The organism is Pseudoalteromonas sp. SG45-5 (genome assembly GCF_014164085.1).
GTDB lineage: Bacteria > Pseudomonadota > Gammaproteobacteria > Enterobacterales > Alteromonadaceae > Pseudoalteromonas > Pseudoalteromonas aliena.
Genome location: NZ_JACJEM010000009.1, coordinates 44,416 through 57,323, shown reverse-complemented (window position 1 = coordinate 57,323; position 12,908 = coordinate 44,416). Strand labels below are relative to the sequence as shown.

Sequence of the window (12,908 nt, the reverse complement as noted above, 5' to 3'; positions counted from 1 at the left end):
CTTGAAAAAACTTAAAAATTTAACAATCGCGACGGATCGTAATGGGCAAGGTGGCATTGCAACGGTATTAAATGGTTACGCCAATGAACACTTTTTTGAAATGACCAATTCAGAGATATTGATCAGTCATTCAACAAATGCAAAATTTGGATTGTTGAGTCAATTATTCACCTTTGGTTTATGTATTTTGAATTTAATATATCAACTCCTATTTTGTAACATTGGGCTCGTGCATATACATATGTCCTCACGCGGTAGTTACATGCGTAAATCTAAATTAATTAAATTAATAAAGTACTTTAATGTAAAAGTGGTTTTACATCTCCATGGTGCTGAATTTAGAGAGTTTTATGGCAATGAATGCGACGCTACCAAGCAAGCAAAAATTAGGGAAACGTTTAATTCGGTTGATAAAGTAATTGTTTTATCTTCGCAGTGGATGCAATGGCTGAAGACAATATTAGATGATCCATCAAAAGGAGTTGTGGTTTATAACGCGGTACCGGCCTTAGAGATTGAAAAACGTATCACTGAAGAATTTAATTTCGTATTTTTAGGTCGTTTAGGTGAGCGTAAAGGCGTCACAGACTTAATTGAAGCATTTAAATACGTTGTACAAAAACACCCGCAATCGAGATTATTGTTAGGAGGCGATGGTGATATAAATAAATACTGTAAGTTAGTTGAAACGTTAGAGCTGACAGAGAGTGTAAAGCTGCTTGGGTGGATCTCAGGAGATGACAAGTTGAATGTACTTAAACAAGCTAATGCCTATGTATTACCTAGCTACAATGAAGGCTTCCCAATGGGGGTGCTTGAAGCTATGTCGTGTAATATTCCTGTAATTGCATCCACAGCGGGTGGAATACCAGACGCAATTACCCATGGTATAGATGGACTACTTGTTGAGGCTGGTGATACGAATGCATTACAATTAGCAATGCAGAGTTTTATTGAGTCGCCAACACAAACAAAGAAAATGGAATGTGCCGCTAAAGCCAAATTTTTAAAAAACTTTAGCCCACAAGTTATTATTCCACAAATAAAAATGATATACACAGATCTTGGAGCGCTTTAAAAATGTTAGGTAGTCAAAATTGCGCCAACTTGATACTTGATAGGGCGAAAAAAAATAATTATGCAGGACAAGATCCATTTGATGGATTAAACAGTCGCTTTTTCGATTGGTTTCCAGGTTTAAAAAAAGGCATTTTTGGTCTTGCATGGATTCAATTACATAAGCGTTTAGCCATCAATTTACGTCCTTTATTTGGTATACCTAAAAAGCGTAATCCGAAGGGGATTGGCTTATTTATTTTAGGCTTATTAGAAGACTATAAAGCAACGAATGAGCAAGTATATTTAGATGAAGCAATACAGCTAGCCGATTGGTTGTTAACTCAACAAAGCGATCGAGAATTATGGCAGCATAGCTGCTGGGGTTATCATTTTGATTGGAATGCACGCGCATTCTTTGTTCCTAAAGGTAAACCAAACGTTATTACCACCATTTATGTAGCGCAGGCTCTATATGCATTAAGTGAAATAACAGGGAAAGCTAAATATAGCGAGCCGGCACTCGATAGCGCGCATTTTATTGTTAAAACTTTATACACCGAGCTTGAGGGGAGGCAGTTTTTTGGTTACATACCGGGTGAAACTGCATTTGTTCATAATGCTAATCTGTGGGGAGCTGCTTGGGTGGCTAAAGTCGCTGCACTTATAGATAATCAAGAGTATAAAAAGCTAGCACTTAGTGCGGCTAGACAAACAGTATCAGAGCAAGGCACTGATGGGTCTTGGGTTTACGGCGCAAGACACCACCACCAATTTATCGATGGTTTTCATACTGGATATAATCTAGAAGCCTTGACTTTATTAAGTGATGCTTTAGTTACAGACGAATTTAAAACGGCTATCGACCTTGGTTTACAATACTATAAAGTGCATCTTTTTGAAGAAGATGGTACGGCTAAATACTACAACAATAATCGCTATCCACTAGACATGCACTGCGTGTCGCAAGCTATTTTTACCCTTTTAAAAGTAGGTAAAACAGCAGAAGATTTCGCAATGGCAGAAAAGATAATTAATCGCTCTATTGAAACTTTGTATTTACCAACACACCAGCGCTTTATTTATCAAAAAAACAAACACTTCACCAATAAAGTAGATTATGTGCGTTGGACTCAGGCATGGGTATATTATTCATTTGCCTTTTTTAATCGCAATAAATCTAACAAGTAGCACGTAACTGTTTAAGCTAAGCACTATTTAAGAATGGATTATATTAATGAAACGCATTGAATTTTTAAAGGCCCCGATGGACATTGCTACAATGCAAGAAACCGTGTCTTTTATCGAAAATAGAATAGAAAAAAAAGAGTTTTTACAACACGTTGTGGTAAATGTTGCAAAAATAGTAAACATGCAAAAAGATCCTGTTTTAGCTGAGTCGGTTAAAGCGTGTGATTTAATTAATATTGATGGTATGGGCGTTGTTTTTGGCGCACGTTTTTTAGGGCACGATGTGCCAGAACGCGTTGCAGGCGTTGACTTATTTCATGAGCTATTAGCGATGAGTGCAAAACGAGACTTCCCTGTTTTTTTATTGGGTGCCACCGAAGAAGTGGTGAGCAAAACAGTGGAAGTAGTTAAAGCACAAAACCCTAATTTAAATATTGCTGGTTATCATGATGGTTATTTCTTTGGAAATAAAGAAGGGGATGACGAAGAAGCCGTCGTTAATAAAATACGTGAATCGGGCGCTAAGTTGTTATTTGTTGCTATCACATCACCTAAAAAAGAAAATTTTATTAATAAATGGCAAGATAAACTCGGTGTTGATTTTGTAATGGGCGTAGGTGGCACGTTTGATGTAGTCGCTGGTAAAGTTAAACGCGCACCGCTATGGATGCAAAAAGCAGGCTTAGAATGGCTATACAGAGTGATGCAAGAACCAGGTCGGATGTGGAAACGTTATTTAGTGACTAACACTAGATTTGCTGTACTTCTGATAAAAAACAAGTTTTTTAATTAGTCGTGACACGTATTAATTATATTGACAATATGAAAGCTGCGGGGATCATATTAGTAGTATTAGGCCACGCAGCTTGGTTAAATGAAAGTATTTATATACTTATCTACTCTTTTCATATGCCTTTATTTTTTTTCATGTCAGGCTATTTGGCTTCTCGACAACAACCTATAAAAAAAGCATTAATTAAATTAAATCACAGGTTAATAATACCATTTGGTTTTTTCTTTTTTGTTTCATTTTGTTTTTGGCTCCCATTACACTTTTTTGGTAGCGGGCAGGCGAGTAACATGCCTTGGTTTGATCCATTATTTCGTTTAATAACGGCCCAAGCCGATAGTTTTCATATTAATGGGGTGTTGTGGTTTTTTCCTTGCTTAATAGTTATTTCTGTTTTGCAAATAGTTATTTTTTCTAAGATGAAACCAATAACGGCCTTTATTACTTCAGCTGTTATTTTGTCCTTTTTGTTGGTTAATGTAGAGCTAATAAAGACAAGGTTTTATTGGTGTCTTGATTCTGCAGTAGTAGGATTGTTCTTTTTTCAGATGGGGAGAGTTATAAAAGAATCTGATCTATTAAATTCTACTGCGTTGAGTCAAAAATACTTTGTCTGGATTCTTTTACTCATACTTTTACCTATTTTTTATATCGCGGCATTACAGAACGGTCGGGTTGATATGCGTGAATTGAGCTTTGGTGTTATTCCTTTTTTATATCCGCTTATTTCTTGCTTGGGAATTTTTATACTATTTTTAATTTGTAGCCTTTTAAAAGCATCGCCTACGTCTCGGCTTCTAGCCTTATCTTCAATTGCTATTTTTCCACTGCATTTAATTATTTTTCGATTTTTAAATAAATTTCAGCTAATGATCTTAGACTCAACTTCCGTTATGTTTAGTGTTTTACCTTATTTTAATTCCTTACTTGCAATTGTTATTTGCATTTTTGTTTTTAATTTTTTGAAAAAAAGAGCCCCTAGCGCTATTGGTGTGTAGGGGCTTAAATGCATAATTCTTTATACGGTGTAGAACCATTCGGTATATTTACTCTGTCAGCGTATTGCCATTTATAAATTCGTAAATAAGCTTTAGTTTAAAAGCTGTAATAAAAAATATATTCCAAGTTATTGCCAACCAAATCCCCTCAGATAGTGCTGCATTATTAAATCTCTTCGGGTCTATTCCCCGCCACTCGCGGCGTAAAGGTTTTGACCTCTAGCTAATTAAGATACCCCTCTTCGCGAAGCGAATTTGAGCCTAAGCGAGAGGTAGTTCATTCAGTAAATAGCCCCATTCTGCGTATTATTTACAGTAATATAATTTACCTTTACGACTGAACCACATAACCCTTTTTTATTTGATGCTATTTTTTAACTCGTGCTTTGTTCTAGCAGTAAAATTTTTCATTAATTCTTTTTCAAATCTAAATTTAAATTTAAAACTTTATAACTAGTTGATTTCAAATTAAATAAACATTAAATTAACATAAAGGCAGTACTTTTGTTGTATTTTGTGTTTCTTTTGATTTTATTTGTATATATAATCTTCAGCACAGGTTAAGCGGCTTTTTAATTTTTATTAAGCGCAGGGTTAAAAATTTTAGTGCCGGATAATGCACTTTTTCATTTTCGAGGGAAGAAATGACTAAATCATTAAGAAAATATAAAAAATTGAGTGCAATGATTGCACTAACTTTAGCGAGTACATCAACGTTGGCTGGTGACTTAGGTGTTGCTAATAATTTTTCTGCATTTGTATTTGAAGAATTTGAGTCGTATTTAGGGCGTGCTGATGGTGCAATTGCAGCGGGTGACATAGGTATTAAAGGTGGCTATAGCGTAGGTTACAATCGCCGTTCTAACCCGAGTGAATACTACTTAATTAGTGAGACGGGGATTGAATTTAGAATCGGTCGTCAATATGTGGGTAGCATGATTGCCGGCGGTGGCACAGATGTACACTGGAGCGTACGTTGGGGGATGGAGCGTGGCTCAAGTGTTTATGCAAATCAAGATCAATCTTCACTCCCGTTTAACTTTGACGAACAAGAAACATTTTATAAAGACTTAAGCACTGAACTTGCACAGCTTGATTCAACAGGGACAGTTCAATGGAAATGGGGCGGGCTGTATTTACAAGGCGATAATACCTCTGCAACGCAAGTGTTTAATATTGATGCACAGCAATTTGCTAGAGCACATACATTTAAAGTTCAAGGCATGCCAGCTGGCGCTACTATGATTTTTAATATAAGTGGCGACTCAACATTATTAGTAAGAGGCAAAAGTTTTGCTCGCCTTAAAAGCCATGTAACTAAAACCGTTTTTAACTTTGTTGACGCGCGCGACCTTAATATAAAAGGAAATCGCTGGGAAGGCGTAGTTTTAGCTCCTCATGCTGATATTAGTGGCCTTTACGGTGCAGCAGTTATGCCTGTTATAGGTAAAAGCTTTCAAGGTTCAATGACGCTGTTAGGTAATGAGTTTACTGGTGACCTGCCAGATATGGCAAAAACAATTAAACCATTTGCGATGCAGCAAAAATGGCAGTGGAATTCAAGCGAATTTATGCCTGAATATAACCAAGTAATGTCTACCCCAGTTGTTGTTCAACTTAATGATGATAATAACGATGGTTCAATAAACGAGAGTGATGTAGCTGATGTAGTGATTACATCGTTTAAAAGTAGTGCTAACAAGCCAGGCTTAGTGCGTGCACTTAGTGGTATTGATGGCTCTGAGCTGTGGACATATGAAAACGGGGGAGTGTTTGCTGATTCACGTAACTCAATTGCTGCCGCTGATTTAGACAATGACGGTGTTGTAGAGCTGGTTATTAACGATTATTCATCTGCAGTAGTGCAAATTATCGATAATAACGGCCTAGTTAAAAAAGAGCTTACTAAATCTGGCAAGCCTTTAGGAGCTGTCACTCTAAGTGATATAAATAATGACGGTATTGTTGAAATTATAACAGGTTCAAATGTATTTAATTACGATACGGGTTTGCTTTATACAACTAACTGGTCTGCGGCTTCTACAGCATTTGATGCTGATAATAATAATTCTCAAGAAGTGCTAGCCGGTGGCGGTTTGTATGACTCTAATGGAGCGCTGCTATGGCAATATGGCACGCCAGGGAGTACGTGGTTTAGTGCCATTGCCAACTTAGATGGTGATTTAGACCCTGAAATAGTTATTAGTAATCCTTCAAATAATATTGGAGACAGTGTTTTTGCAGTGCTTGAACATAATGGCAATGTTAAGTGGCAAGTAACTAATGAGTCTAATGTAGGTGGCGGTGCTCAAGCGGTATCTAGCTTTTTAGGTAAAGACAGCATTGGCATTGTACACGCCGGATATACTGCTGTTGATATGTATGATAAAACGGGTCAACTTGTTTGGTCAGTTTCTAATAACGATGATTGGAGTGGTAAGGTAGGAGTAAGTGCTTTTGACTTTAATGGTGACGGTATTGATGAAGTATTAGTGCAAGATCATTTCAAAGTGAGAGTACTTAACGGACTCGATGGTTCAGTTTTATCATCTGTAGACAACTCATCTGCGACGCTTTGGGAATACCCAATTGTTGTTGACCTAGAGGGCGATGATAATGCAGAATTAGTTGTTGTATCAAACAATTATGATTCTCGTTATAGCATTAATAATGGTGTAACTGTTTATGGTGCTGCTGATAGTAGTAAACCATGGAAAAATGCAACGCGCATTTGGAATCAACATTCATTTCATCAAACGAATGTGACTCAAGATGGTAAAATACCAACGGTTGAAAAACAAAGTTGGTTAAATAACAATACTTATCGCTCAAGCACAATAAAATAAGCTAAGTGTTGTTGAAAAAAGCCAATTATTTATAATTGGCTTTTTTTATTGCTTAACTAAAACATATGTTTATTTTTATAGAGGTTATTTAATGGAGTGTGTATTTGTCTGATTTAAGATCTGACCCCGCAGTAAGAAGTTTATTAGAGCGTATGCCCGAAACGATACAAGATAGTTTTTCTGATGAACAACTCACTCATTTAAAAGTGGCTATAGGTGCAAGGCAATGGGGAAATCACGCGTTTGACTGTCGTGGTGTAATAAAAATTTTAAAGTATAGATATTATTTTGTTGTACTCGCTGGCAGAAATAGGCGAGGACTCAGTGCTAAAGAGCAAAAAATGGCAAAAATTGCACAAGCAGCAATTGTTACTTTTTTTATTTTAATCGCGAGTTTAACCGTGATTTTGGCGCTGTATCTGATCAAGTCGGCTTTAGGGATTGATATATTTGAAGGATATTCGTTTGGGGTATGGGATTGGTTTAAAAATTTATTTAAATAAATAACAATCCCGTTTTTTGCAATTGTTAATGTATTTTGTAGTACTTATTTGTTAGGACACTTGTCTATGGAGTGTTGTATAAAAGTCACTAATGCTATATTATGCCCTGAAATTTAGTTAGCTGAATTAACTTCAATTAGATCGCTACAAGGATTAGCAAAATGACATCTTCAAGGACATTTAAACCTTCGGGCTCTTCTGATGCCAATTTTTACAGGCTATTTGATATTTTTGCGTTATTTTTAGCTTTTCAATGCGCTGCTTTAATGTACGGTTTTCAGTTGTCTCCTTTTTATATTATCTCGGTATTATGTGTCGCCTTGAGTTTTTTATACAGCGCAGAGCTGTTTGCCACGTATCGCTCTTGGCGTGCGGGTAAGTTTAAAACCATGGTAATGTGCGCTTGGGCTTCATTGCTTATTGCTTTTGCTGTGCTGTTTTTTATATCGTTTATATTTAAATTTACCGATTCGCTTTCTCGTTTAGGGTTAGGGATATGGTTTTTATTGAGTTTTACTTTTTTATATGCGTGGCGTCTTGCGGTGCATTTATACAAGCGAAATCGCCGCAAGCTAGGACTGAATTTACGTAATGTAGCGATTGTAGGTGCGACTGAGTCAGCCGCTTATTTACATGAAGAAATCATTAAAAATGAAGAACTAGGTTTTAAATTTTTAGGCTTTTTTGATGATCGTAAACCTGAGCGCTTATTTAGTAGATTAGCATCGCATGACGTTGAGGGCGCTATACAACAAGCGGTTGATGCAGCACGTGAAGGTAAAATTGATATTTTATACATTGCCTTGCCATTAAAAGCTGAAAGACGCATCGCTGACATATTATTACAGTTAGGCGATACAACGGTTGATGTCCATGTTATCCCCGATTTTTTATTGTCGAACCTTATTCATGCGCGTATTGAACATGTAGGTGCAGTAGATACGCTAAGTGTGTTTGAGTCACCGTGTATTGGTGCTCACGAGTTTATTAAGCGTACTGAGGATGTGGTTGTATCGGCTATTATATTGACGTTAATTACACCCGTTTTGCTCGCAATAGCAGCCGCAATAAAACTAACATCAAAAGGGCCTATTATCTTTAAGCAAGATCGCTATGGGCTTGATGGTAGAAAGATAAAAGTTTGGAAATTTCGCTCCATGACGGTGACCGAAAATAGCGATGTTGTTACGCAAGCGACAAAAAACGATGTGCGAATAACTAAGTTAGGTGCTTTTTTACGCCGAACTAGCCTTGATGAATTACCACAGTTTATAAACGTGATTAAAGGCGATATGTCGATTGTAGGTCCTCGGCCCCATGCTGTTGCACACAACGAAGAGTATCGAAAAAAGGTCGAGTTTTATATGTTTAGGCATAAAACTAAACCTGGGATTACAGGCTGGGCGCAAATTAATGGCTGGCGTGGCGAAACAGATACATTAGATAAAATGACTAAACGAGTAGAGTTTGATTTGCATTATATTAAGCACTGGTCGTTATGGTTTGATATTAAAATAATATTTATGACAATTTTTAAGGGATTTAAGAATGAAAATGCCTACTAATACAATGACTCCATTACTTGTTGCTTTAAGTGTGGTTGTATCAACACCCGCTTTAGCAAATATAAAGCCAGGCAGCTTTATGACAAAAGACGGTGCAGAAATTACGCCGACACTACAAACGGGTTTACGCAGTAACGACAATTTTTTTAGCACCCCAGATAACTCAGAATCAAGATTGATTTGGAGTATTGCACCTAAAATAAGTGCTTTGATTGATGATGGCCCTGATAGCTATAAGCTTGATTTAGGCAGCAGTACGTCGTTCCATAATAAAGATACAATTGATAACTTTACTCAAGTTAATGTAGGTGCTTTGGTACATAAAGAATTCACAAGTAAGCATCGTTTAGATATTACCGGTAATGCTGATTGGTTGTACGAACCACGAGGCAGTGGCTTAACCGAAGGCTTAGGTAATACTGTTAATGAGTTAGTGAATTACCAGCAGCAAGATATTGCAATGCGTTACGAATACGGCGCAATGAGTTCTAAAGCACAAATTGCTTTAATTACTGGCTTTTACAATAAAAAATATCAAAATTTTAGATCTGTATCGCAGTTTCGTGATTACGATAAATCTTTAATTGGTGTTATTGGCTATTATGATACTAAAGCTGCAACGCGCGCTTTTCTAGAAGTAAAACAAGAAAACTACCGATACGATGCAATACAAATAAATGGTATATCGCGTGATTCTAATGATGTAAAAGTATTGTTGGGTATGGAATGGGATGCCACAGCGGTGACTATGGGATCGTTTAAAGTAGGTTACCAAAATAAAGATTTCGCATCTAACCGTCGTCAAAACTTTAGTGGTTTAAGCTGGGAAGCCGCGCTTACTTGGCAACCATTAACTTATTCTACACTACAACTTGCGACTAGCCGTGCTGCTAAAGATCCTCTTGTTCAAGGCGATTACATTAGAGAAAGTGTTTACGGTGCTAACTGGAATCACAATTGGAGTGAACACCTTAGTTCGTTAGTGGGTTTAAGCTATATTGATGAGCAATACACAGGCAGTATTAACCGTAAAGACAAAACTAAAAATGCACGTTTAGGATTAAACTATTTAGTGAGCAGTTTTGGTATGGTTTCTAGTTATGTTGATTTTATAGACCGTAATTCAACACAGAGCACAATAGAGTTTGATCGTGTTGTTGTAGGTATTAACTTTACCTTTGCGTTGAAGGCTAATAAATGAATTTTAAATTACTGATTTTTAGTCTTTTAATTTTTAGCTTTAGTTGTTACGCGCAAAACTCACAAAGTTACATTATTGGCCCTGGCGATAAAGTAGAAATTAAAGTATTTGGTCAACCCGATTTAGATGTAACGGCTTTGTTAGGTAATAGTGGCGAAATTAACTACCCATTTTTGGGTAAAGTTAAACTGGTTGGCTTAAATCCTTCCCAAGTTGAAAAAGTGATCAGCGACGGTTTACATCCTGATTATTTAGTAAACCCTAATGTATATGCGCAAGTAATAGAGTACCGACCTTTTTATATTCATGGCGAAGTAAAAGAACCTGGTGCCTACCCTTATCAACCTGCGATGACGGTTAACCAAGCAATTGCGTTAGCCGGAGGTTTAACTGAGCGTGCTTCGGTTGATAAAATATACATTTTTAAAGAACAAACTAAAGAGCAGCAACAAAAAGGCAGCTTGAATAGCCAAATTGCAGCGGGCGATACCATAAAAATAGAACAACGCTTGTTTTAAAGCAGTTTAAAGGCAATTACAAAATGAATCATATATCCGATAAGCCTAGCAATAACGATGAAGTTATTGATTTAGGTGTATACCTCAATGTTATTAAACGTTCTAAATGGCGTATTTTAGGTTTTGCGACAGTTGTTACGCTTTTGACTATTATGGTTACTCTAACTTTAATACCTAAGTATACGGCAACCGCTACATTATTGATTGAAGCAGAGCAGACAAAAGCAGTTAGCTTTGATGAAATTTACGGTTTAGACTCCACAAAAAAAGAATATTACTTAACGCAATTTGAAGTTATTAAATCAAATAGTATTGCACGCGAAGTAATAACTAAACTAGATTTAAAGTCACACACAGACTTTATTGCTAAGCCCTCTGTTTTAGGTGAGCTTAAAAGTTCGATTAAAAGTGTCCTACCTTTTTTAAATAAAAAAGAGACAGTACTTCTTTCACCTGAAGAACAAGCTCAAAGAGAGATGCTTGATTTGCTTGCTGGCTTTAAGTCAAGGCTCAGTGTGTCGCCAATAAATAAAACTCAGCTAGTTAGAGTTAGTTTTGAGTCGAGCGATCCTAAACTTGCAGCACTTGTCGCTAATACTGTGGGTGAAGTTTATATTGAAAGCCAAATGCGCGCTAAAATGGGCATTACACAGCAGGCATCGAGCTGGTTAAATACGCGTTTATCAGAGCTGCGTATTCAATTAGATAGCTCTGAAGTACGCTTACAAGCTTATCGAGAAGAACAAAAACTTGTTGATATTGAAGGTATTGCTGGGCTGGTAACGCAAGAGCTTGAACAAATGTCTAAGCAGTTGGTAGAGACTCGTGCCACAAAAAATAACTTAGAAAGTATTAATCGCGTTATCAATGAATACGGTAACGATAATATTGAACTTTTAGGTAGCATGCCTGAAATTACATCGCACCGCGTAGTACAAGATGTAAAACGTGAGGTTGTTTTAGTTGAGCGAAAAGTAAGTGAACTTGCTGAAGTTTATGGTGCAAAGCACCCTAAAATGATATCAGCAAAGGCTGAGCTTGCGACGGTTAAAGCTAATTTAAATAAGCAAATTAAAGGCCTTATTACGGGTATTGAAAAAGAGCTTAACAGAACTACCCGCACAGTAAATGCGCTTGAACGCGATTTAGCAAAAATTCGTGCCGAATATCAAGATATTACCCGCAAAGAAACGCAGTACAATCAGCTTAAGCGTGAAGTAGAAACGAATCGTAATATTTTCAATACTTTTTTATCGCGCTCTAAAGAAACGGAAGTAACGAGTGACTTTAGTTCAGCGGCAGCCCGTTTTACTGACCGTGCTTATGCACCTAAAGATCCCAGTAAACCAAATAAAAAACTAATTGTTATATTAGCATTTGTTGCAAGTTTTGGCTTTGCAGTAGTAATGAGTTTTATATTTGATGCACTCAACGATACGATTAAAACAAAAAGTGATGTTGAAAGTAAGTTAGCGCAGCGCATGCTGGGACTGCTTCCGCATGTCAATATCCCTAAAAATAGTTACTTTCCGATCCATGCGTATTTAGAAGATCACTATCGACGCTTCGCTGAATCGGTACGCACATTCCGTACTAGCTTGTTGCTTACTCATTTAGACCGTGCGCATAAAGTAATTGCTGTTACTTCAACGTCGCCAGGGGAAGGTAAAACAACAACATCTGCTAATTTAGCCATGTCGCTTGCCCAGATGGGCAAAGTATTATTGATTGATGCTGATTTGCGCAAACCAAGCTTAGCAAAACGTTTTGATATTCCTGTTTTTCATCCTGGTTTAAGTAATTTAATGATGGGTACAGAGCAGTTTGCAGAGTGTGTGCACATGGATGAAAAGTCAGGTGTTGCTATTATGCCAAGTGGTCAAATTCCGAGTAATCCGTTGGAATTACTCTCTAACTCACGGTTTGATGATTTATTAACGGTATTAAAAGCGAAGTACGATCATATTATTATCGATACACCGCCTACTCAAGCAGTAAGTGACGCTTTGGTTATTGCACAAAGTGTCGATTCGGTAGTCTATGTTGTTAAATCAGATATAACACGTATTAAGCCTATTACGGCAGGGCTTGAGCGTTTGTTTGAAGTAAAAGCCCATGTTGCTGGCGTTGTCCTTAACAAGGTTGATATGAGCAAAAGTAAAGATGAGCATAGCCACGGTTACTACGATTACTATGACTACTCTCAACAACCAGAGCAACCGCAAAAAGATAGCTAACTT

10 protein-coding genes are annotated in these 12,908 nt (G+C 37.0%); all 10 read left to right on the top strand.

Annotated elements, in window-relative coordinates; translation table 11 throughout:
* The first annotated feature begins 1 nt into the window (after window position 1).
* The gene (locus H5119_RS04230) at window positions 2-1,078 is read left to right on the top strand and encodes a glycosyltransferase family 4 protein (protein ID WP_182701332.1); all 1,077 of its coding nucleotides are present in this window, start codon (window positions 2-4) and stop codon (window positions 1,076-1,078) included.
* 2 nt (window positions 1,079-1,080) lie between these two features.
* Entirely contained in the window at window positions 1,081-2,247 is a 1,167-nt protein-coding gene (locus H5119_RS04225; protein WP_182701331.1) for an aspartate-semialdehyde dehydrogenase, read from the top strand.
* A gap of 46 nt (window positions 2,248-2,293) precedes the next feature.
* Entirely contained in the window at window positions 2,294-3,040 is a 747-nt protein-coding gene (locus tag H5119_RS04220) for a WecB/TagA/CpsF family glycosyltransferase (RefSeq protein WP_182701330.1), read from the top strand.
* Between the two features lie 2 nt (window positions 3,041-3,042).
* Window positions 3,043-4,035, top strand: a complete 993-nt coding sequence (locus tag H5119_RS04215) for an acyltransferase family protein (protein WP_182701329.1) — start codon at window positions 3,043-3,045, stop codon at window positions 4,033-4,035.
* A gap of 644 nt (window positions 4,036-4,679) precedes the next feature.
* A complete protein-coding gene (locus H5119_RS04210) occupies window positions 4,680-6,881 on the top strand; it encodes a choice-of-anchor A family protein (RefSeq protein WP_182701328.1) in 2,202 nt (733 codons plus the stop codon).
* 98 nt (window positions 6,882-6,979) lie between these two features.
* The gene (locus H5119_RS04205; RefSeq protein WP_310737436.1) at window positions 6,980-7,384 is read left to right on the top strand and encodes a 3-phosphoshikimate 1-carboxyvinyltransferase; all 405 of its coding nucleotides are present in this window, start codon (window positions 6,980-6,982) and stop codon (window positions 7,382-7,384) included.
* 161 nt (window positions 7,385-7,545) lie between these two features.
* Window positions 7,546-8,949, top strand: a complete 1,404-nt coding sequence (locus H5119_RS04200) for an undecaprenyl-phosphate glucose phosphotransferase (protein WP_182701326.1) — start codon at window positions 7,546-7,548, stop codon at window positions 8,947-8,949.
* Entirely contained in the window at window positions 8,933-10,150 is a 1,218-nt protein-coding gene (locus H5119_RS04195; protein WP_182701325.1) for an outer membrane beta-barrel protein, read from the top strand. The genes H5119_RS04200 and H5119_RS04195 overlap by 17 nt, the downstream gene beginning before the upstream one ends.
* The gene (locus tag H5119_RS04190) at window positions 10,147-10,668 is read left to right on the top strand and encodes a polysaccharide biosynthesis/export family protein (protein WP_182701324.1); all 522 of its coding nucleotides are present in this window, start codon (window positions 10,147-10,149) and stop codon (window positions 10,666-10,668) included. The genes H5119_RS04195 and H5119_RS04190 overlap by 4 nt, the downstream gene beginning before the upstream one ends.
* 23 nt (window positions 10,669-10,691) lie before the next feature.
* On the top strand, window positions 10,692-12,905 hold the full coding sequence (locus tag H5119_RS04185) for a polysaccharide biosynthesis tyrosine autokinase (RefSeq protein WP_182701323.1): 2,214 nt from the start codon (window positions 10,692-10,694) through the stop codon (window positions 12,903-12,905).
* The last annotated feature ends 3 nt before the right edge of the window (window positions 12,906-12,908 follow it).

Excerpts from the sequence above, each read along its gene's own strand:
- H5119_RS04225 (WP_182701331.1), top strand. The coding sequence starts at position 1,081 with ATGTTAGGTAGTCAAAATTGCGCCAACTTGATACTTGATAGGGCGAAA.
- H5119_RS04220 (WP_182701330.1), top strand. The coding sequence starts at position 2,294 with ATGAAACGCATTGAATTTTTAAAGGCCCCGATGGACATTGCTACAATG.
- H5119_RS04210 (WP_182701328.1), top strand. The coding sequence starts at position 4,680 with ATGACTAAATCATTAAGAAAATATAAAAAATTGAGTGCAATGATTGCA.
- H5119_RS04200 (WP_182701326.1), top strand. The coding sequence starts at position 7,546 with ATGACATCTTCAAGGACATTTAAACCTTCGGGCTCTTCTGATGCCAAT.
- H5119_RS04195 (WP_182701325.1), top strand. The coding sequence starts at position 8,933 with ATGAAAATGCCTACTAATACAATGACTCCATTACTTGTTGCTTTAAGT.
- H5119_RS04190 (WP_182701324.1), top strand. The coding sequence starts at position 10,147 with ATGAATTTTAAATTACTGATTTTTAGTCTTTTAATTTTTAGCTTTAGT.
- H5119_RS04185 (WP_182701323.1), top strand. The coding sequence starts at position 10,692 with ATGAATCATATATCCGATAAGCCTAGCAATAACGATGAAGTTATTGAT.